This window comes from Bacillus sp. HMSC036E02, from assembly GCF_001836235.1.
Taxonomy (GTDB): domain Bacteria; phylum Bacillota; class Bacilli; order Bacillales; family Bacillaceae_G; genus Bacillus_A; species Bacillus_A cereus.
Genome location: NZ_KV827806.1, coordinates 141,578 through 162,204, shown reverse-complemented (window position 1 = coordinate 162,204; position 20,627 = coordinate 141,578). Strand labels below are relative to the sequence as shown.

Genomic DNA, 20,627 nt, shown 5'->3' with positions numbered 1-20,627 from the left:
TGTTTGTGAAAATACAGAAAATTCCTTCTTTCAGGGTGTCATAAGTTGTACAATAAAATCAATCATGTGATAAAGGAGTGGGGAAGAATGAAAGCTACTCATAAAGATTGGATCTTGTTTAATGGGAGAATGATTAATACGAAGGAAGAACAGCCGATGGTCGCATTAGAAGAGCGAGGCTTCCAATTTGGTGATGGGATTTATGAAGTATTTAGACTATACGATGGCAAGCCTCATTTATTAGATTTACATTTGGAACGATTCTTTAACTCTATGGCGGAAATAAAACTAATTCCACCATTTACGAAGGAAGAATTAGTAGAAGAGTTATATCAAATGATTAAAAAAAATCAATTTCAAGAAGATGGGAATGTATATTTACAAATATCAAGAGGGGCACAACCGCGCAATCATGTATATGAATCAGATTTACAACCGACATATTTTGCAAATCTCGTTTCGTTCCCAAGACCAGTTGCTTCAATGGAGGCAGGGATTAAGGTGACAGTAGAAGAGGATATCAGGTGGAAGTTTTGCCATATAAAATCTTTAAATCTGCTTCCTAATATCATGATCAAAAACAAAATAAATGAACAAGGGTATCAAGAAGCAATATTAGTACGAGATGGTATTGTGACTGAAGGGTGTCATTCCAATTTCTTTATCGTGAAGAATAATAAGTTGATTACACATCCAGCGGATCATTTCATTTTACATGGTATTACACGTCACTACGTAATTACATTAGCGAAAGAGTTACATATCGATGTAGAGGAACGAGAGTTTTCATTACAAGAAGTATATGACGCTGAGGAGTGCTTCTTTACAGCGACGCCGCTTGAAATATTCCCAGTCGTTCAAATTGGTGATGAACAGTTCGGGGCTGGTGAAAGAGGACCAATTACGAAAAAACTACAAGCTGCATACGAAGAGAGTATTCGTTTATTTAAAGTGACAAATTAATTATGAAGAAAAAAGCTGGTATTCTTCCGGCTTTTTTTCATGATATAATTCAAGCATAGGACAAGTTTTGAAAACGCTGTAAAAAGGGGATTTAATATATGAATTATGAAGATTTTAAAGAAGTAATTCACGGAAGACGAAGTGTTAGAAAGTTTACAGATCAAGAAGTATCTACTAATGATATAAAAGAAATAATTGATTGTGCTCGTTACGCACCGAGTGATACGAATTCACAAACGTGGGAATTCGTAGTTATCATGAATCGAGAGAAGATTAAAGAAATTGAACAAATGACATGGGATGCATTACATAAACTTGCGACAAAAGCAGCAGAAAATGGAGAAGAGAAAGCAGGGAAATTACTTACACGTTCTTTCGGACCATATGCAACAGCTTTCTCGGAGGCACCAGTATTAATCGTATGTTTGGCAACACCATATGAATCAAAGTTCCGTGAAAAGATATTTGATCCAATTGCTTTTGTTCCAGATTCAGTTTGGGAAGAAGAAGGCATTAAGAGTAGCTGTTTAGCGGCACAAAACTTAATGTTAGCTGCACATGCAAAGGGACTTGGTACTTGTCCAATGACAGGGCCAGTATTGCTAGCTCAAGATGAACTGCGCCAATATTTACAAATTGAGCCTGAAAAACAAATAAATATGGTTATTTCACTCGGATTTCCGAAAGATAAACCGAAGAAACTTCCAAGAAAAGAAGTAGATGAGATTACAACGTTTGTTTTTTAATTGCTGTATAGAAAAGACATTGAACTAACAATGTCTTTTTATTTTTGAGGGTATGTAATTCATATGTTGGGCTAAAATGATAGATAAGAGGAAATTACTATTTATTTCATAAAAAAAATTAATGTTCTATTAAGGAAAGTATGATACATTAATCGTGAGCAAGATTCTATTTGTTCATGAAAGTGTTGAAAGTAGTCTCAAAATTTAAAAGTTATTTTTGTATAATAAATTATAATGAAGTTACAGGGGGGATGAATTTTGAAAAAATTCATAATCACTGGATTGTCTGTATTGTTATTAGTTGGTTGCGGTGCTCCACAGGAAAAAGAGGACGCGCAATCAAAACAGGAAGAACAAGTTGTAAACGCAAGTGATGAGAATATGGTTGTATTTCCTGAAGGAGCAATGTCAATTGGAGAAGGGAAAGTAAAAGTTATTACTCCAGATGGTACTTCTGAAAACGGCAATATACCGACTGTATTCATCAAAAAGGATACGTTAATTCAGCAAGTTGAATTAGAGCTTTCTAATTTTCAAAGTGATAAAGAAACATTCGTATTTGTAGATCAAATGTATACGGATAAACATCAAGTAACTAGTACAACGCAGACAACAGTGCAGTTAAAAGAAAAAACGCTGGAAACAGGTAGTCATACAATTACTGCAGTTCAGTATGAAAACAATGACCCGAAAGGAAAGGTTATTAGTTTTAATCAAGCAACATTTGAGACAAAACCAGCGTCTTAATATGAATAAAAAGTACATTACTCAAAAAGTAGTGTGCTTTTTTGTTTGGACTAGAGTGTGCAAGAGTGAATAACTTATTTCATTTTCTAATACGATTAAATAGGAAGTAATCACTTGTTACTACTATGACAGAGAAAGAGGTTGAAGATGTGAATCGGTGTATTCGTATCATTTTGATTAGCCTAATGATGGCAGTAATTTGGTTTACGATACAAGAGTTTATGCAAATAACGCTCAATTATCAAATTCATGACTTGTTAATAGGAGCTATTTGTTTTACCATTGTTTAACTATTATATGATAAACTCGGGCTAAGGTAAGTTTCAGAAGAAAAATGTAGGTATTTCATTTGAAATGTCGAATAGTACATACGATGTCGTAATAACAAATTTTCTATTGTTTACTGTGAAACAGAAGAAGGAGAGATAGTAATGAAACGAGCTCTTATAAATATTGATTATACATATGATTTTGTAGCTGAGAAAGGCGCTTTAACATGCGGGAAACCAGGACAGGAAATTGAGAAGGAAATTGTACATATAACGAAGCAATATATTGAAAATGGAGATTACGTTGTCTTTGCTATTGATAAACATGAAGAAAATGATGTATATCATCCAGAATCAAAGTTATTCCCGTCTCATAATATAGCTGGTACAAATGGAAGAGATTTGTTTGGTGAATTACAAGATGTGTACGAAACATATAAAAATGCAGAGAATGTATATTACATGGATAAAACACGGTATAGTGCATTTGCTGGAACGGATTTAGAGATGAAGCTAAGAGAAAGAGGAATTGAAGAGGTTCATCTTGTAGGGGTATGTACTGATATTTGTGTTCTTCATACAGCAGTAGATGCGTATAATAAAGGGTTTAAAATTGTTGTTTATGAAAAGGCAGTTGCATCTTTTAATGCGCAAGGACATGAATTTGCACTTGGACATTTTAAGTCATGCTTACATGCAGAAGTGAAGTGAAAAAAGAGGCCTTTAAAAAAGGTCTCTTTTATTTGTCCTTGTTCATTGAAAACAGCTACCGCAACGCCTAATAAATTGAGTGGTCTTGATCCGACAACTTTTCTAAGTTCTTCAATATATCCCATTGTATGTAACCTCCGTAAGAAAAAATAAGAGCAAATAAACTATTCGTTATTATGTAAATATATTCCTCTTTATAAGGGGAGAGAAGACATATAACTTATTTGTGTTATTTGGTAAAATATACATCAAAAAAGGTCAAACAAAACCTTTGACCTTTTTTGACCAAATGTTATAATAAAGGCAGAAAGAGATAATCTTTCATTCATAAATAATAAGGAGGAAAAAATATGCGTAATTTATTTCCAGAGATAACAAAACGTCAAAATGGTATTTTTGATTTTGGGCCTTCTTTATTAGAAGGGATGACAGATGCTTTCTTTAAGCCACTGAACATGGATACTTTTAAAGTAGATGTTCATGAGCAATCTGATAAATATACTGTGAAAGCAGATTTACCAGGTTTTCAAAAAGAAAACATTCAAGTTGATTTTGAACAAGATGTATTAACGATTCAAGCAACTAACCATAATGAAGTAGAAGAAAAAAATGAGAATGGCACATATATTCGTAAAGAACGTTCTATAGGTTCTGTAACTCGACGCTTTAGTTTTAAACAAGTTGAGGAAGAAAATGTTAGAGCAAATTATAAAGATGGCGTACTGACAATAGAATTACCAAAACTGAAAGAAGAAAAAAACAGTAAGACAACAATTAACATCGAATAAAAGAGCTGATGATTTCAGCTCTTTTTTGTACTTAGTTAATAAATTAATTGAAATCGTAATGAGTAGAATAAAGTTGTAATATTAAAAAATCACTATTAGCTCCCTTTAGATTATTAAAAAGGGTATATTTAAAGGGACAGGAAAAAGAACAGCTAGACATACTGTTTAAAGTGAATTAGTAATAGAGTCAAAATACATAGTAAGGGTAGTGGCATTTAAGATTAGGATAATAGATTTTTCTGGAACAAACTTAGGCGATTATGAATTTTTTAATTAGTAAGGAAGTGGTTAAATGAGCTTATTAACGTATACGGAAGAATTTTTTAATTATGTACGAGAGTTTTTACTTTTAAGATTTTTACTATTTGCTTTAGTTTTAATCATTATTTCTTTTGTAATAAACCGTATTATTGATTGGTTTTTTAGGAAATCAAGCTTTTTTGATGAAGAGGTAGAGCAGACAATTCAAAGTGTAATTCGATCTATTTTTAGATATATCATTATCATCAGTCTTATCATATATTTAATTAGCCAATTTGTAGATATAAAAAGTATTATTGCAGGTGCAGGGATAGCTGGAGTTGTCATCGGTTTTGCTGCACAACAGATGCTAAAAGATGTTATATTAGGCTTTGCAAGATTAGCGGACAAAGAGTTTCGGGTTGGTGATTTTGTAACTTTTAACGGAACAAATTCAGGAACTATTGAAGAGATTAGTATTCGTTTTATGCAAATTCGTGAATGGTCAGGAAAACTACTTACCATCCCGCACGGAGAGATTAGAACGATACAAAATTTTAATAAAGGATGGATGCGTGTAATTGAACGCATCACGGTAAGTTATCAGGAAGATCCAACAAGAGTGAAGGAATTGTTAGAAGAAGTATGTGTTATATGCAATGAAAAATTGAATCAAACTCTTTATAGAGTAGAGGATGAGGCTGTTGAACCATTTAAATACGTCGGTGTTACAGACTTAAATCCTAACTTGAAATATGTTGGCTATGAATTTTGTATTACAGGTTTAATAAAGCCAGAAGATTATTTTGAAACTTCTAGACAAGTAAGATTTGAATTAATGTCTATGTTCCATAAAAATCAAGTGCAAATGCCAGCAGCGAATATGGTTGTTACTACTGAAGGTTTACAGCATATCCATGGTGGACAATCTTTATCGGACAACTAAAGTAGAATCGTTTGTTAACAAAAATTCTGCTTCCAACATTGGATAGAATAACAATAATAAAATGATTGATATAAAGAAAGGGCTGAAGGAATTCGGTTCTTTTTTTATTTATAGAATTTAGAAATTTCTTAATGTTATAATTGTAGTTGGTGATGAGAATGAACTTTGAAGAAAAAGAAATGCGTCGTTTAGAAGCATTAAAAGAAATTGCTGAATTATTAAATGAAGCAACAAACTTACAGGATATGTTAGAAAAAGTGTTGCATACATTGTTACAAGTAATGAATTTACAAACAGGGTGGATATTCTTTATTGATGAAAGTGGAAAGCACAGTATGCTTGTAGACGAAAATTTACCAGAGGCTCTTACGTGGCAAAAGAAGAAGCCGATGTGTGAAGGAAACTGTTGGTGTGTAGAACGTTTTGTGAATGGGAGATTGGAAAAAGCGACTAATATTATTGAATGTAAGCGAATAGAAGATGCAATTGAATGTAATTGGGGAGAGACAGAAGATGTTACACATCATGCGACAATTCCGCTTAGGTCTGGATCAGAAAAATTTGGTCTACTAAATGTGGCTGCACCTCATAAGACTCATTTTTCTGAGGAAGAGTTAGCATTATTAGAATCAATTGCATTTCAAATTGGAACGACAATACAACGTATTCAATTAGTTGAGAAAGAACGTAAATATGTAGTGGTAGCGGAAAGAAATCGACTTGCACGTGATTTACATGATTCAGTAAAACAATTGTTATTTTCTATTATGCTAACAGCGAAAGGTACTCTGAATATGACGCAAGATAGAGAATTGCAAGAGATGTTAAGTTATATTGGGGAATTATCACAAGAAGCATTACAAGAGATGACGCTATTAATTTGGCAATTAAGACCTGAAGGATTGGAGAAAGGATTAGTAGAAGCAATTCAAAATTACGGGAAGTTATTAGGAGTTCAAGTGGAAGTTCGAATTGATGGGATGGTTTCAATGGGGGATGAAATAGAAGAAGTTTTATGGCGTATTAGCCAAGAGGCGCTACATAATTGTAAAAAGCATGCTTCGTGTGAAAAGGTACATATTCTTTTGAAAATAGAAAATAACCAGTTACATTTTTACATAGAAGACAATGGAATAGGATTTATACAAGAACAAGTAAGGGAATCAGCACTTGGCCTGAAAAGTATGAAGGAACGTATTCAGTTAATGAAGGGATCGTTTCAAATTATAACAGAGCTGAAAAAGGGTACAAAAATAGAAATTCAATTGCCGATTTGAAGGGGAGAATAAGGTTGAAGATTAAACTGCTACTAGTTGAGGATCATCATATCGTTCGAAGAGGACTTGTATTCTTTTTGAAAACGAGAGAAGAATTTGAAATTATTGGGGAAGCGGAAAATGGCGAAGAGGCATTACATTTCGTGCAAAAAGAAAAACCAGATGTCGTGCTAATGGATGTATCGATGCCGAAAATGGATGGAATTGAGGCAACAAAACGTCTAAAGCAATATGATGAGACAATAAAGGTACTTATATTAAGTAGTTTTTCAGAGCAAGATTATGTTATACCAGCACTTGAAGCTGGAGCAGATGGTTATCAATTAAAAGAAGTACAACCTGAGCAACTTGTCGCTTCTATTATTGCAGTACATCAAGGAAATGCGAATTTTCACCCGAAAGTAACACCTGCATTAATGGGGCGTTCTGCAGTAAAGAAGGAAGTAGAAAATCCTTTTTCAATGTTAACGAAAAGAGAGCAAGAGGTACTTCGCGAAATTGCGAAAGGAAGAAGCAACAAGGAGATTGCAGCAGAACTTCATATTACAGAACAAACTGTGAAAACACACGTTTCAAACGTTTTAGCTAAATTGGAAGTGGATGATCGTACGCAAGCCGCATTATACGCAGTGAAACATGGAGAGAATTATTCATAAGCATGAATAATTCTGTTATATCGTATGACAGAATACATAGGAGCAATTAAAAATTATAGTAATCCCTAATATAGGTTTTTCTTCTTTCGATAATTAGGTACAATAAAGTGAAACTCTAATCAGTGGAGGACCATCCCCACTGATGATTAGTTCAACTAATCGGTTTTTACAGGATAAAGCTACGATGGAAGGGGAGGATATGCTATGCCTGGTACAAGAAGTGGGATTGGAAAGATTCAGGCTTCGTTAAATGGTTTATCACCGAAATTGCGAAGTATTGCGGAACATATTTTGAAACATCCACAAGATGTTGTACATAAATCTATTACAGAATTAGCTGAAGTTACGAATAGTTCCGAAGCTACGATATTCCGCTTATGTAAAAACCTTGGTTTGCAAGGTTTTCAAGATTTAAAGATTACATTAGCTCGTGAAATTGTACATACACCGATGCAAAATATCCATGAAGAGGTATCAGCAGAAGATAGTATGGTAACTGTTGCTAAAAAAGTTTTTCATTCGCATATTACAGGACTGCAAGATACTTTACATTTGCTTAATGAAACGGCACTTGAGCAGGCTGTACGAGCCTTACAAGAAGCAAGTCGAATTGAGTTTTATGGAAATGGTGGCTCTGGTATTATTGCAATGGATGCGTATCATAAGTTTATGAGAACGGGTATTTCTTGTATCGCTCATACTGATTCGCATTTTCAAATTATGGGGGCAGGTTTACTCTCGGAAAATTCAGTTGTTATTGGTATTTCTCATTCTGGTAGCAATAAAGGATTACTTGAAGCGTTAGAAGTAGCGAAAGTAAGAGGGGCCAAAATTATTGCGATTACGAGCTATAAGAAATCAGCATTAAGTCAACTTGCTGATATAACGTTATATACATCAACACGTGAGACTGAATTCCGCACAGAAGCAAGTTCATCACGATTAGCACAGTTAAGCTTATTAGATACTTTGTATGTAGGGTTGTCGTTGCAGCGACAAGAGGAAACTCTAAAAAATTTACAAAGTATACGTGAAACGATTTCGATGAAGCGAATATAAAAAAAGCTCTTCAAATGAAGAGCTTTCAGACTGTAGACAAACTATTTTTGGAGAGTTCAAATGCTAAAAATAGTTTGTTTCTTATTTTAGGGATAATTTATCCAATGGAATTTATATGTAGTGCTTTCTATACTATAATTTACTATAAGTGAGGAAGGTGTCTTATGAAAATATCCGTTTATGTTGCAAGTGCATTTAGCAAGGATCATAAAGGCGGAAATAAAGCAGGAGTGGTATTTATTGAGAATACATTGACCACTACTCAAAAAATGGAAATAGCCAAACAACTGGGCTATGCGGAAACCGCATTTATATCAGAATCTGAACTTGCTGATTATAAATTTGAGTATTTTACACCAAAAGAAGAAGTTGATTTATGTGGTCATGCGACAATTGGCTCTTTCGCGATACTAATGCATTTAAATAAACTTTTCAGGAATCGCTATACGATTGAAACGAACAGCGGTGTTCTTACTATTACTATAAAAGATGACATCATATTCATGGAACAAAATAAACCGATATTCTATGATGTTGTATCTCCAAACGAGTTCATCGACTGTTTTGATAGTAAAGATATAGACAATAAATACCCAATTCAAATTGTCTCCACGGGCTTAAAAGATATTTTAATTCCTATAAAAAGCGAAACACAATTACATGCACTGCAACCTAATTTTGAAAAAATTAAAGAAATTAGCAAGTATTATAATGTTGTCGGGATGCATCTATATACTTTTAATGACAATCGAATTATATGCAGAAATTTTGCTCCGCTATACGACATTAATGAAGAAGCAGCGACTGGAACTTCGAACGGTGCATTAGCTTGCTATCTTTATGAACAGGACTACTTGAAAAAAGAAGTCTATGTATTTGAACAAGGTTATTCTTTACACTCGCCTTCTGAAATATTAGTTAAATTAGCAACCAATAGCAAAAATAAAATAGAAAAAGTTTATGTTGGTGGCAAAGGATATTACTGTGAAACTAAGTGTTTACATGTAGAAAATATTGAGTGAAGAGCTTTTTTATCGGTAAGAAGTTTGTTAATTTATTTTCTTTTAGAAATATGTGACTTACTTATAGTCAATGATAAACTCTCATTTTTAAAAATTTAAAATAAAGACCGATTTGTGTAATAATTCAAATATTGTTCATAATTTCACAAGTTGTTTATGAAGTGTCATGTTATGATGAAGATGTAATGATGATTGAACACTTAAATTTGGTACAATAACTAGCCAAAGTAGTGAAGAAAGTAGTTGTGAGATAAACTCATTAAAATGCTAAAACACTAAAGGGGAGATCACATATGAAAGCAGTAGTGGTTAATAAAAACAGCAAAGCAAACATCGAAGTGATTGACAAAGAATTACGTCCGTTACACTCAGGTGAAGCGTTAGTAGATGTAGAGTATTGTGGAGTTTGCCACACTGATTTACATGTTGCGAATCATGATTTTGGTAACACTGATGGCCGTATTCTTGGCCATGAGGGTGTAGGTATTGTTACGAAAATAGCTGATGATGTTACTTCACTAAAGATAGGTGACCGTGTAAGTATTGCATGGATGTTCCAATCTTGTGGACGTTGTGAATATTGCGTAACTGGTAGAGAAACATTTTGCCGTGAAGTTAAAAACGCTGGTTATTCAGTGGATGGTGGTATGGCTGAACAATGTATCGTTACAGCTGATTATGCGGTAAAAGTACCAGAAGGATTAGATCCTGCTCAAGCATCATCAATTACTTGTGCTGGTGTAACTACATATAAAGCTATTAAAGTATCAGATATTAAACCTAGTCAACCTATTGTAATCTATGGCTGCGGTGGATTAGGTAACTTAGCTATCCAATATGCTAAAAATGTATTTGGTGCAAAGGTAATCGCAGTAGATATTAATGACGACAAATTAGCCTTAGCGAAAGAAGTTGGTGCTGATATGACTATCAATCCAATTTCTCAAGGTCCTGCTGATAAAATTGTGCAAGAGGAGTTTGGTGGCGCTTATGCTGCGGTAGTAACAGCAGTCTCTAAAGTAGCCTTTAACTCAGCAGTTGATGCAGTACGTGCTTGCGGTAAAGTAGTTGCAGTAGGGCTACCAGTAGAAACAATGGACTTAAACATCCCACGACTTGTACTGGATGGAATTGAAGTAGTTGGTTCTCTAGTTGGTACTCGTAAAGATTTGGAAGAGGCGTTTATGTTCGGGGCAGAAGGAAAAGTAGTGCCAGTTGTTCAAACTTGTTCTCTAGATAAAGTACAAAATGTATTCGAAGAAATGGAACAAGGTAGAATTCAAGGGCGTATGGTAATTGATTTTAAAAAACATAATTGTGATTGCAAATAATTCACTTTAAATATAAAAAGCATGAGTCTAGCAAATACATGTAAAAAAGTTAGACAGCATAAGAAGATGATCCCTGTATTTAATAGGAATCATCTTCTTTATTTTCTATAATATCAATGCCAATTAATACTTGATTAATGAGAAATGATTAAAGGTTTACTTTATTTGCAAACGAAAAGGAATCTTTATGTTTAACGAATTTTTTATGATCTGGAACGTTTTGAATTGCTATAATTTGCGAATCTCTTGCTTTCAGTGCATCTTGAATCCCGATGGTCATAAGCTTAATAAATAGAATCGTAATAAAGAATGAAGCGAGAGTATAAAAAATAATCCACCATGAAAGATTCATTTCATTACGATTTAATCCAATAAGACCTGCCCAATCATTAGATAGAGAAACAGGTTTGAGCACTCCGTCATAGAGTTCACGCATTTGTATGCCGCCAATTACAATGTTAAGCAACGCTAAATGGATAACGAGTATGAGTGTTTGGACGATATGTTCCATAAATAATACAAATAAGCGGTCAAGTAATAAGACTCGTAAGTGTTTTTTTATAATATGAAAACGACTAGCCCCCAGTAATTGTGAACTTAAGATGTAATCTTGTTTCATAAATTCATCAACTTCTGAGGATATGTATAAAGAAAGTGTAGGCAGAGCGACGAAAATAAGTACGAGTACTTGATAAAACGTAAATGAAATATTTGGATCTACCCCATCAGCATTTGATGTGATTATAATATTAACGGGCGTGATGAGTATGAATGCGATAAATAGAGTTGGAATATAATAAAAAACTTCTGAGCATGACTGGAAAAATCTCTTGAGTTTTGGAGCAAATAAACTTAAGAGGATTCCTATACATGTTCCGCATAAAATTCGAAAGAAGCTAATTGCCACGGCTAATAAAATAGTGAATTTTGCTCCTTCTACAATTTGTAAGAAAACAGACTCTCCAAAACGATCAGATCCAAAAGGTGGAATTAACGATGGCGGAAAGGGGGCCTTTCCAAGTAATTCGTTATTTTCATTGTAAAGTAACTGAGGAGGTTTTGGGATGTTATCTTTAAAGAACCAACTATAAATAAAACTAGCTGAAATAAGTATGAATAGATAAGCAAAGCCGATTAAAAAGCGTTTTGATTTCCAAATAGATTTCATAATGATACTCCTTTCAATTGCTTTTTCCATCTATTCATCATGAATGAGACTATTTGGAAAATGGCGTAAAATGGTAAAACAATCATAACAAGTATGATAAATGCAGCTGGAGGTGAAACAAACGCCTTATTAAATAAAAATTGAATAATGCCTTCCATATTAAAAACAAATTCTAAAATGAATAAATTAGAAAGTAAGAAAACAAAAATTGTTTTTAAATGGTGGAAGAAGTGGATAGATATATTTTTGAATAAATGAATGCATAGTATATAACTTGATGAAAGGCCTTTTCCATATGCAACCTCTACGTAATGTTTTCCTTGCTCTTCTTTTATGTATAACACCATCATCCGAAACATTTGTAATGTAGGTAAGACAGCTAATGATAAAATAGGGAGTAAATAAGCTCGATTTTCATTAAAAGAAATAATAGTGACAGGAGATTCCCCAAATTTCTGAAGTACCCATATGAAAAATATTTGCAAACAAATCATCATCATCATATCAGGGACAGCTTCTAATATGAACACAATTCGGTTTATCCATTTTTTTATATAATCTTTTGCTAAAAAATAAAAAAATGCCATGCTAGATGATAAAAAGAGAGCAAGAAAAAAGGCTAAAAATAATATAGTAAATGAATATAGGTAAGGTTCTAAAACAGTTGGAAATAATGGTGTTTTTTTGAAATGGCCAAACTTCGGGTCTGATCCTATAATCACTAATGATTCAGGGGAAAAAACCTGTTTTAACATAGTAACGGTCTGATTAAAAAAATAAATTGGTTGAAAGGTAAATCCTTGTTGAGTGATAAATAAATAAGGTAAATTTAATAATAGTAAGAGTGATAAAAGAATTGATGAAAGCTTAATTGTGAATTGAGATATTTTATTTAACATTAAATCCCTCCGACATCTTTTTACAACATTATACAATAAATTTCATGTTATTGTTTTTATTTTTCTGAAAAATAAAAATACTTTTCGGTTTTATAGTATGCAAGATATATTTACAAGATAAAAAAGTGATAGTAGGGGGCCGCGCTCTATGTTTATCAAGATAAAAGGACTAGTGAACCTAAAACAATAAACAAGAGCAAAATGCACAGAATTCTCATTCTGCGGTTAGTTACTTTTCTTGGCTTGATGGTGATGTTACGTGAACCCTAAAAATGAATATTGCGTTTCAACTCTTTCTTCATGCAAATAAGTAGAACGTATGGAGGAGTATGTATGTGTTGTTAATGGGAGGAAAGAGTGTATTGCGTAACGAATATAACGTAAGTTTACCGCATGGAAAAGCTAAATGTAGTATATAAGTGAAATGGAATGAGGGGATTTATTTTTTTGGTATGAAAAAATTTTTCTTTGTATAACTTGATAAATGAAAAAATATTTTATATACTAATTCATGTAAACGGTTTACTAAATCGTATTTTGCTAGAAATGAAGGGAAGATTCGCATGGAAACAAGGGGGAGAGTAATCGGGATTGATATCGGTACCACAAGTACAAAAACGGTTGTGTTCACAGAAAAAGGAAAAGTCATTGCATCACATGCAATCGATTACCCAATTATTCAACCGAATGTAGGATGGGCTGAGCAAGATCCTGATGTAATATGTGCCGCTGTATACAAAAGTGTAAGCGTTGCCATTGAAAAAGGTAATGTATTACCAGAAGATATTTCTTCAATCGGTATTAGTACAGCTATGCACGCATTAATTGCAGTAGATGAAAATGGTGCGCCATTAACGCGTTCTATCATTTGGGCAGATAATCGAAGTACGAAGCAATCAGAAAAATTATTACAACAAATGAATGGGCATGAAATTTATAGACGTACAGGTACACCGATTCATCCGATGTCACCACTTTCTAAATTGTTATGGATGAAAGAAGAGGAACCAGAGTTATATACAAGTGCCTATAAATTCATTTCCATTAAAGAGTATGTGATTTACCAATTATTTTCACGCTACGTAGTTGATTATTCGATTGCTTCTGCTACAGGGTTATTTAATTTAGAAACATTAAACTGGGATGAAGATGTTTTAACTATGTTACATATGTCACCAGAACAATTATCAACCCCAGTACCAACTACATATATTTTATCGGGTATGAAACGAGAAATAGCACAAAAGATGGGTATTCGTGAAGATACTCCAGTTGTTATTGGTGCAAGTGATGGTGTTCTTGCGAATGTAGGCGTTGGGGCAATATCGCCTGGCTCAGCTGCGATTACGATTGGAACGAGTGGTGCAGTTCGAACAATCTCATCAAATATAAATACAGATGAGAAAGGGAGAACGTTTTGTTACGCATTAACAGATGAGCACTGGGTAATCGGTGGTCCAACGAATAACGGCGGAATATTACTGAGATGGTTACGTGATGAATTTGGTAGTCCAGAGCAAGAAGTAGCAAGAAAGCTCGGCATTGATCCTTATGATTTATTAATTAAATATGCAGAAAGCGTACCAGCTGGAGCGGATGGGCTATTGTTCTTACCTTTCTTATCTGGAGAACGCGCACCTTACTGGAATGCAAATGCTCGTGGTACATTCTTTGGAATCAATCTTCAGCATAAGCGAGAACATTTTATACGTGCAGTGATGGAAGGTGTTTGTATGAGTGTATATTCAGTAGCACTCGCAATCAGGGATTGTACAGGGCCACTTACTGAAATACGAGTTTCAGGAGGGTTTGCAAAATCTGCATTTTGGAGACAAATGTTGTCCGATATGATGGGAAAAGAATTGCTTGTACCTGAAAGTCATGAAGCATCTGCGCTTGGGGCAGCGGCAGTTGCTTTGTATGCTGTAGGAAAAATTGATTCTCTTGAAGAGGTAAAGGATTGGATTGATATTGTCCATCATCATGTACCGAATAAAGAAAATACGGCTATATATTTAGAAATGTTTTATATGTATGAACGACTTTACAATCGCTTGAAAGAAGAATTTGATTGTATAGCTGCTTTCCAACGTAAAAAATAGGGGGATTGGGAGAAATGGTAGTTGGGATCGTACTAGCGGCAGTTGTCATACTACTTTTACTTATTACGGTAGTAAAATGGCATCCATTTGTCGCATTAATTTTAACAGCAATTGGTGTAGGATTAGCAATGGGAATGCCTTTAATTGGAACTTCACCAAAAGATCCAGGGATTATTGATTCTATTAAACTAGGGCTTGGTAATACGTTAGGATTTTTAGCAATAGTTTTAGCACTAGGAACGATGCTTGGAAAAATGATGGCCGAATCTGGTGGTGCTGAACGTATCGCTAACACATTAATTAATCGTTTTGGGAAGAAACGAGTTCACTGGGCGATGATGTTCGTTGCATTTTTAGTAGGGATTCCGGTATTTTTCCAAGTTGGATTTGTACTATTAATTCCGTTAGTATTTACAATTGCATTAGAAACAGGGGTATCACTTATTACAATCGGTATCCCGCTAGTAGCAGGACTATCCGTTGTGCACGGACTAGTGCCGCCGCATCCAGCGGCAATGGCGGCAGTTGGTATTTTTAAAGCAGATGTAGGGAAGACAATTTTATATGCATTAATTGTCGGACTTCCAACTGCAATTATTTCAGGTCCACTTTACGGGAAATGGATTGGTGCTCGTATACATAAGGAAGTACCATTAGATATAGCGGAGCAATTTATTGAAAAAGATAATAAAAAAGAGCTTCCAAGCTTTGGGAATACATTGTTTACAATTTTACTTCCAGTATTTCTTATGCTTGGTGCATCAATAGCGGAAGTTGCATTAAATAAAACAAGTCAACTAGCACAAGTATTACACTTTATTGGAGATCCGATTGTCGCTTTATTAATTGCAACCATTTACTCTTTCTTTAGTCTTGGATATGCAAAAGGTTTCTCAAAAGATAAAGTGTTACAATTTACAAATGATTGCCTTGGACCTATTGCAAACATATTGTTAGTTATTGGTGCAGGCGGCGCATTTAATAAAGTACTATTAGATTCTGGAATTGGAACGACAATTGCAGATATGGCGAAAGAATCACATATTTCACCGATATTATTAGGGTGGGGAATTGCGGCACTTATTCGAATTGCAACTGGATCGGCAACTGTTTCTATGATGACAGCAGCTGGTATTGTTGCGCCGATTGCAGCAAGCACACCAGGTGTAAATGTTGAATTATTAGCACTTGCAACTGGTGCAGGGTCATTAATTTTATCACACGTGAATGATTCAGGATTTTGGATGATTAAAGAGTATTTCGGAATGACTGTGAAAGAAACATTATTAACATGGACTGCAATGGAGACTATATTATCTGTAGTAGCACTTGGGCTAATTTCGATATTAAATATATTTGTATAGAATAGGAGATTGATTAATATGAAACTAGGTTTAATTGGATTAGGAAAAATGGGATTCCCATTAGCTGAACACTTATATGAAGACAAGCATGAAGTAGTAGTATACGATGTAAATAAAGAGCTTGTTGAAAAGGCAGGAAAACTAGGAATTACTGCACGTCATACATTAAAAGAAATGATCGCTGAACTAGAAGCTCCTCGTACAATTTGGGTAATGGTGCCTGCAGGAGAAGTTGTAGAGTCAGTACTAAAAGATGTTTATCCGTTATTAGATGAAGGTGATATCGTTATTGAAGGCGGAAATTCATTCTATAAAGATACGTTACGCCGTGCTGAAGAAGCAAAAAGCTTCGGATTACATTATGTAGATATCGGTACATCAGGCGGTGTAGAAGGAGCTAGATACGGTGCTTGCTTAATGGTTGGTGGAGAAAAAGAAATTTACGACCAATTAGAACCTTTATTTAAAGATTTAGCAGTAGAAAATGGCTATTCTTATGCTGGCCGTGTTGGTAGTGGTCATTTCTTAAAAATGGTTCATAACGGTATTGAGTACGGCATGATGCAAGCAATCGCTGAAGGATTTGAAGTACTAGATAAGAGTGACTTTGATTTCAATTATGAAGATGTTGCAAAAGTATGGGCGAACGGATCAGTTATCCGTGGTTGGTTAATGGACTTAACTGAAAAAGCATTTGCAGAAGATCCGAAACTAGATGGCATTAAAGGTGTAATGAACTCTTCAGGAGAAGGAAAATGGACTGTTGAAACTGCACTTGAACTTCAAGCTGCAGCACCAGTAATCGCTATGTCATTATTTATGCGCTATCGTTCTCAGGAAGATGATACATTCCATGGAAAAGTAGTTTCAGCACTACGTAATCAGTTCGGTGGACATGAAGTTGTGAAAAAATAAGGATGTTTTTGAAAAGAAACTTGTGCATAAGCGCAAGTTTCTTTTTTATAGTTTAAGAAACTACTAATTTAAAAATACCAATCAATCATCGTTTTTTTGTCACAAATGACACTAACCTCCTCTTAGACTTTGAAATGTACGGATTCCCGCATTATGTTTTTTGTATTGATTGTATCAAATATAAAGCGCTGCATGAAATATGTCCCAACATAAAAGTAAGAATAAATAAAATGAAGTTTTCATAAATAGTAAAAGGGTGCTTATGTCATCAGTATAGCTAAGAAATGTTGTTACATATGAGAAGAGCGTGTTAATAAAATATGAGGTGGTTAAATGGGAAATGAGCAAGTGAAGTCTGTAAAGGAAGAAAAAAAGTTATGTCTTTGTATGATCGTCAAAAATGAGTCTAGAATTATGGAAAGATGTTTAAATGCAACAAAATCAATTGTAGACTTTGTTTCTATTTGTGATACTGGATCGACGGATAATACGCCTGAAATTATTGAAAATTGGTGTAAGGAAAATGAGATACCTGGGACGGTTCATCATGAGCCGTTTAAAAACTTTGGTTATAACAGAAGCTTAGCTGTTTCGTTAGCGCAAAAAACATACCCAGAAGCAGATTATTTATTAATATTAGATGCGGATATGATTTTAGAGGTTGATCCGAATTTCGATAAAACGAGCTTAACGGAAGATCATTATCTTACATTACAATATGATGTTCATATTAAATATTGGCTTACGCGTCTTTTAAAAGCTTCTTTACCATGGAAATCTGTCGGTGTTACTCATGAGTATTGGGATATAGATCGTTCAAAAGTTGGAGCGAATTACAATACGAGGGTAGCTCGGTTAGAGACTCTTGTCGTGAATGATCCCGGAGATGGCGGGAGCAAAGCTGATAAATTTGAAAGAGATGAGAGGTTGTTGTTACAAGGAATAAACGACCCAGAAACAACGCCAGATTTGCATATAAGATATTTATTTTATTTAGCTCAGACTTATTTTCATTTAAGTCAATTTGAGAATTCAATTAAATGGTATAAAAAACGAGTGGAAGCAGGAGGATGGGTTGAAGAGGTATTCTATTCGTTATTGCGAATAGGATTTTGTTATGAGCAGTTAGCAAATCGTTCAGCAAATAAACAAAATGAAGTGACAGATGCTGATGAAAAAGAAACTGTTAAAGGGCAAGAAGAGCAATATTTAGCATTAGCTGTTTTTTATTTTCAAAAAGCGTGGGAATATAGACCAACCCGGGCTGAACCATTATACCAACTTGCAAGGTTGTATCGATTACGATCTCAAAACAATATTGCTTTGATGTATGCTCTGCAAGGGAAGGAAATTCCTTTTCCAAAGGATGATCTACTATTTGTAGATTATCATGTGTATGATTACTTATTTGACTATGAAATTTCTATTAGTGCTTTCTATATACCTCATAAAAAACATTTAGGGGTGGTATCGCAAAAGTATTTGGAATCGATAAAGGAAAAGATTCCATTTCATATAGCAAATATAGTAGAGAATAATGCGAAATTTTATTAAATACATTTTCGATTAAAGGAGTAGTGGAGTAATCATGGAATTAATGCGATGGGCGATTGAACTAGGAGAATCGGTGCATGGAAATACGTATGAAGAATTGATGCCACTACTAGACTACTATTATGATCGTGATCATTTAAAAGCGTATTGTATCGCAAATCTTCTTTTAAACATGGATGTATTAGATGAGGACCGGGAAAGAATCGAATTAAGAAGATGCATCGCTGCTTATTATGCTGGATTATATAAAGTAGCAAGAAAACATGCAAATGAGTTGGTACTTAAACATCCAGATGTAGATTTATATAAAAATAATTTAAGATTAATGGAAGTTTATTTGAATAAAGAATATGATTATTGTCTTTTTATATGCCCAAAGACATACGGTAGTTTCATAGATGTTGCGCGAGCTTTAAAGTGGCGGTTGGAGCAGGAGGGAAATACAGTAATTATATCAGAAACAATACTGGAAAATGCAAAGAATACAGTTGTTTTTGGAGCACATACATACGCATATAACCCGAATCTTCTTCCGAAAGATGCAATTATTTATAATTTAGAACAGCTATACGAAGGAAGTCCATATGCGCATCCCCTTTATTTAATATTATTAAAAGATAGAGTGATTTGGGATTATAGTAAACAAAATATAGAATGGCTTCAACAAAAAGGGGTAGGAAAAGAAATAAAACATGTAGAAATGAACTATGCTCCAACTTTGGAAATAAAAAAAGATGCGTTTGAAGATGAGATTATTGAAGATATTGATATTCTGTTTATAGGTGCTCTTAATCCGAGGCGACAAGCTATTTTTGATCATCTAAAAGCGATTGCCCCGAATTTAAATATAGTTTTTAAAAATAATGCGTGGGGAATTGTTAGAAATGAATTGATTGCTAGAGCTAAAATTATATTAAATATTCATTTTTACTTATCAGGAATTCTTGAAACACCTCGCGTGTCTTATGCAGTTGCGAATAAGAAATTTATTATTTCCGAAAATAGTAATCCAGAAGATGAGGTAGAGTGGCCAGGAATTGTATTTACTCCGTACGAAAAAGTAATTGAAAACGTAATGAAATATATAGAATTACCAGAAGAACGGAAAAGATTAGCGGAAAAAGCATATAATCATTTTGAAGCAAATGAAAGTTTAGGTACATTGAGCATGAGAGATGAATCAAAGTAATTGTACGAAACTCATACGAAAGTATGAGTTCTTTTTTGTTTATCATACTATTTTATGAAACAAGTTAACTCTTTATATTGTGTTTTGTATAGAAATTTCTGATAATATATAAGTAGAACTTGAAAACAAAGGGGAGAAATAATCATGAAACTAGTCGTTATTAACGGTACACCAAGAAAATTTGGTAGAACTCGCGTGGTGGCAAAATATATTGCGGATCAATTTGAAGGGGAATTATATGATTTAGCAATTGAGGAGTTACCTTTATACAATGGAGAAGAGTCGCAACGTGATTTAGAGGCAGTAAAAAAATTAAAAACGTTAGTGAAAGCTGCGGATGGGGTTGTATTATGTACACCAGAATATCATAATGCGATGAGCGGTGCGCTGAAAAACTCTTTAGATTACTTAAGTAGTAGTGAATTTATTCATAAACCAGTTGCATTGTTAGCGGTTGCTGGTGGCGGTAAAGGTGGAATAAATGCATTAAACAGCATGCGAACGGTCGCTAGAGGTGTTTATGCAAATGCAATTCCAAAACAAGTTGTGCTTGATGGATTACATGTGCAAGATGGTGAACTTGGGGAAGATGCAAAACCATTAATTCATGATGTAGTTAAAGAATTGAAAGCATATATGAGCGTATATAAAGAGGTGAAAAAACAACTAGGAGTGGAATGA

Annotated in this window: 20 protein-coding genes and 1 pseudogene; 18 read left to right on the top strand and 3 right to left on the bottom strand. The window is 34.1% G+C overall.

All coding sequences use genetic code 11. The features are described from left to right. Positions 1 to 87 precede the first annotated feature (87 nt). The 12 genes from dat (at position 88) to adhP (ending at position 10,755) form a co-directional block, all read left to right on the top strand. Positions 88 to 963: a D-amino-acid transaminase gene (gene dat / locus HMPREF2590_RS03090; RefSeq protein ID WP_000648387.1), complete on the top strand. Its 876-nt coding sequence runs from the start codon at positions 88 to 90 to the stop codon at positions 961 to 963. Between the two features lie 98 nt (positions 964 to 1,061). Next, entirely contained in the window at positions 1,062 to 1,709 is a 648-nt protein-coding gene (locus HMPREF2590_RS03085; protein WP_001105291.1) for a nitroreductase family protein, read from the top strand. Between the two features lie 258 nt (positions 1,710 to 1,967). Continuing rightward, the gene (locus tag HMPREF2590_RS03080) at positions 1,968 to 2,456 is read left to right on the top strand and encodes a putative periplasmic lipoprotein (RefSeq protein WP_000713496.1); all 489 of its coding nucleotides are present in this window, start codon (positions 1,968 to 1,970) and stop codon (positions 2,454 to 2,456) included. Between the two features lie 125 nt (positions 2,457 to 2,581). Continuing rightward, entirely contained in the window at positions 2,582 to 2,746 is a 165-nt protein-coding gene (locus HMPREF2590_RS30270) for a hypothetical protein (RefSeq protein WP_043328393.1), read from the top strand. A gap of 141 nt (positions 2,747 to 2,887) precedes the next feature. Beyond that, positions 2,888 to 3,436: a cysteine hydrolase family protein gene (locus HMPREF2590_RS03070; protein ID WP_000816766.1), complete on the top strand. Its 549-nt coding sequence runs from the start codon at positions 2,888 to 2,890 to the stop codon at positions 3,434 to 3,436. 350 nt (positions 3,437 to 3,786) lie between these two features. Further along, positions 3,787 to 4,224 (top strand): Hsp20/alpha crystallin family protein, encoded by a 438-nt coding sequence (locus HMPREF2590_RS03065; protein ID WP_001245052.1) that lies wholly within the window; start codon positions 3,787 to 3,789, stop codon positions 4,222 to 4,224. A 292-nt stretch (positions 4,225 to 4,516) separates the two neighbouring features. Then, positions 4,517 to 5,410 carry a mechanosensitive ion channel family protein gene (locus tag HMPREF2590_RS03060; RefSeq protein WP_000055433.1) on the top strand — a complete coding sequence of 298 codons (894 nt, stop codon included), beginning with the start codon at positions 4,517 to 4,519 and terminating at the stop codon, positions 5,408 to 5,410. Positions 5,411 to 5,568: 158 nt separating this feature from the next. Then, the gene (casK, locus tag HMPREF2590_RS03055) at positions 5,569 to 6,687 is read left to right on the top strand and encodes a two-component system sensor histidine kinase CasK (RefSeq protein WP_001008468.1); all 1,119 of its coding nucleotides are present in this window, start codon (positions 5,569 to 5,571) and stop codon (positions 6,685 to 6,687) included. A gap of 14 nt (positions 6,688 to 6,701) precedes the next feature. Further along, positions 6,702 to 7,343 carry a two-component system response regulator CasR gene (gene casR, locus HMPREF2590_RS03050; protein WP_000694626.1) on the top strand — a complete coding sequence of 214 codons (642 nt, stop codon included), beginning with the start codon at positions 6,702 to 6,704 and terminating at the stop codon, positions 7,341 to 7,343. Positions 7,344 to 7,547: 204 nt separating this feature from the next. After that, positions 7,548 to 8,402, top strand: coding sequence for a MurR/RpiR family transcriptional regulator (locus tag HMPREF2590_RS03045; RefSeq protein ID WP_001119649.1), 855 nt, complete (start codon positions 7,548 to 7,550; stop codon positions 8,400 to 8,402). Between the two features lie 164 nt (positions 8,403 to 8,566). Continuing rightward, positions 8,567 to 9,424, top strand: a complete 858-nt coding sequence (locus tag HMPREF2590_RS03040; protein WP_000704320.1) for a PhzF family phenazine biosynthesis protein — start codon at positions 8,567 to 8,569, stop codon at positions 9,422 to 9,424. 293 nt (positions 9,425 to 9,717) lie between these two features. Beyond that, positions 9,718 to 10,755 (top strand): alcohol dehydrogenase AdhP, encoded by a 1,038-nt coding sequence (adhP, locus tag HMPREF2590_RS03035; protein WP_000649109.1) that lies wholly within the window; start codon positions 9,718 to 9,720, stop codon positions 10,753 to 10,755. A 148-nt stretch (positions 10,756 to 10,903) separates the two neighbouring features. On the opposite strand, the gene HMPREF2590_RS03030 is transcribed toward adhP, so the two are convergent. Together HMPREF2590_RS03030 and HMPREF2590_RS03025 are read right to left on the bottom strand one after the other, a co-directional pair. Next, a complete protein-coding gene (locus HMPREF2590_RS03030) occupies positions 10,904 to 11,923 on the bottom strand; it encodes an ABC transporter permease (protein ID WP_000836557.1) in 1,020 nt (339 codons plus the stop codon). Further along, entirely contained in the window at positions 11,920 to 12,822 is a 903-nt protein-coding gene (locus HMPREF2590_RS03025) for an ABC transporter permease subunit (RefSeq protein ID WP_000932684.1), read from the bottom strand. The genes HMPREF2590_RS03030 and HMPREF2590_RS03025 overlap by 4 nt, the downstream gene beginning before the upstream one ends. A 563-nt stretch (positions 12,823 to 13,385) precedes the next feature. Here HMPREF2590_RS03025 and gntK point away from each other — a divergent pair. Genes gntK through gnd form a run of 3 tightly spaced genes read left to right on the top strand, consistent with a single transcriptional unit; the run spans position 13,386 to position 17,203 of the window. Further along, a complete protein-coding gene (gene gntK, locus HMPREF2590_RS03020; RefSeq protein WP_000450001.1) occupies positions 13,386 to 14,924 on the top strand; it encodes a gluconokinase in 1,539 nt (512 codons plus the stop codon). Between the two features lie 14 nt (positions 14,925 to 14,938). Further along, entirely contained in the window at positions 14,939 to 16,288 is a 1,350-nt protein-coding gene (locus HMPREF2590_RS03015) for a GntP family permease (protein ID WP_000260202.1), read from the top strand. Between the two features lie 18 nt (positions 16,289 to 16,306). Then, positions 16,307 to 17,203: a phosphogluconate dehydrogenase (NAD(+)-dependent, decarboxylating) gene (gnd, locus tag HMPREF2590_RS03010; protein WP_000765995.1), complete on the top strand. Its 897-nt coding sequence runs from the start codon at positions 16,307 to 16,309 to the stop codon at positions 17,201 to 17,203. Positions 17,204 to 17,317: 114 nt separating this feature from the next. On the opposite strand, the pseudogene HMPREF2590_RS30620 reads toward gnd, so the two are convergent. Then, positions 17,318 to 17,397, bottom strand: a pseudogene (locus HMPREF2590_RS30620) (DUF2711 domain-containing protein); the annotation flags it as partial. A 139-nt stretch (positions 17,398 to 17,536) separates the two neighbouring features. On the opposite strand from HMPREF2590_RS30620, the gene HMPREF2590_RS03005 reads away from it, so the two are divergent. From HMPREF2590_RS03005 to HMPREF2590_RS02995, 3 genes are all read left to right on the top strand, one after another. Then, complete coding sequence (locus tag HMPREF2590_RS03005) at positions 17,537 to 18,757, top strand: glycosyltransferase (protein ID WP_000526220.1); 1,221 nt, start codon at positions 17,537 to 17,539, stop codon at positions 18,755 to 18,757. Between the two features lie 34 nt (positions 18,758 to 18,791). Beyond that, positions 18,792 to 19,946: a CgeB family protein gene (locus HMPREF2590_RS03000; RefSeq protein WP_000422326.1), complete on the top strand. Its 1,155-nt coding sequence runs from the start codon at positions 18,792 to 18,794 to the stop codon at positions 19,944 to 19,946. Positions 19,947 to 20,090: 144 nt separating this feature from the next. Further along, positions 20,091 to 20,627 (top strand): NADPH-dependent FMN reductase, encoded by a 537-nt coding sequence (locus HMPREF2590_RS02995; protein WP_000780355.1) that lies wholly within the window; start codon positions 20,091 to 20,093, stop codon positions 20,625 to 20,627.

Excerpts from the sequence above, each read along its gene's own strand:
- HMPREF2590_RS03060 (WP_000055433.1), top strand. The coding sequence starts at position 4,517 with ATGAGCTTATTAACGTATACGGAAGAATTTTTTAATTATGTACGAGAG.
- HMPREF2590_RS03015 (WP_000260202.1), top strand. The coding sequence starts at position 14,939 with ATGGTAGTTGGGATCGTACTAGCGGCAGTTGTCATACTACTTTTACTT.
- HMPREF2590_RS03005 (WP_000526220.1), top strand. The coding sequence starts at position 17,537 with ATGGGAAATGAGCAAGTGAAGTCTGTAAAGGAAGAAAAAAAGTTATGT.
- HMPREF2590_RS03045 (WP_001119649.1), top strand. The coding sequence starts at position 7,548 with ATGCCTGGTACAAGAAGTGGGATTGGAAAGATTCAGGCTTCGTTAAAT.
- HMPREF2590_RS03025 (WP_000932684.1), bottom strand. The coding sequence starts at position 12,822 with ATGTTAAATAAAATATCTCAATTCACAATTAAGCTTTCATCAATTCTT.
- HMPREF2590_RS03040 (WP_000704320.1), top strand. The coding sequence starts at position 8,567 with ATGAAAATATCCGTTTATGTTGCAAGTGCATTTAGCAAGGATCATAAA.
- HMPREF2590_RS03030 (WP_000836557.1), bottom strand. The coding sequence starts at position 11,923 with ATGAAATCTATTTGGAAATCAAAACGCTTTTTAATCGGCTTTGCTTAT.
- HMPREF2590_RS30270 (WP_043328393.1), top strand. The coding sequence starts at position 2,582 with ATGACAGAGAAAGAGGTTGAAGATGTGAATCGGTGTATTCGTATCATT.
- HMPREF2590_RS03070 (WP_000816766.1), top strand. The coding sequence starts at position 2,888 with ATGAAACGAGCTCTTATAAATATTGATTATACATATGATTTTGTAGCT.
- HMPREF2590_RS02995 (WP_000780355.1), top strand. The coding sequence starts at position 20,091 with ATGAAACTAGTCGTTATTAACGGTACACCAAGAAAATTTGGTAGAACT.
- gntK (WP_000450001.1), top strand. The coding sequence starts at position 13,386 with ATGGAAACAAGGGGGAGAGTAATCGGGATTGATATCGGTACCACAAGT.
- casK (WP_001008468.1), top strand. The coding sequence starts at position 5,569 with ATGAACTTTGAAGAAAAAGAAATGCGTCGTTTAGAAGCATTAAAAGAA.
- adhP (WP_000649109.1), top strand. The coding sequence starts at position 9,718 with ATGAAAGCAGTAGTGGTTAATAAAAACAGCAAAGCAAACATCGAAGTG.
- HMPREF2590_RS03065 (WP_001245052.1), top strand. The coding sequence starts at position 3,787 with ATGCGTAATTTATTTCCAGAGATAACAAAACGTCAAAATGGTATTTTT.
- HMPREF2590_RS03000 (WP_000422326.1), top strand. The coding sequence starts at position 18,792 with ATGGAATTAATGCGATGGGCGATTGAACTAGGAGAATCGGTGCATGGA.
- gnd (WP_000765995.1), top strand. The coding sequence starts at position 16,307 with ATGAAACTAGGTTTAATTGGATTAGGAAAAATGGGATTCCCATTAGCT.
- dat (WP_000648387.1), top strand. The coding sequence starts at position 88 with ATGAAAGCTACTCATAAAGATTGGATCTTGTTTAATGGGAGAATGATT.
- HMPREF2590_RS03085 (WP_001105291.1), top strand. The coding sequence starts at position 1,062 with ATGAATTATGAAGATTTTAAAGAAGTAATTCACGGAAGACGAAGTGTT.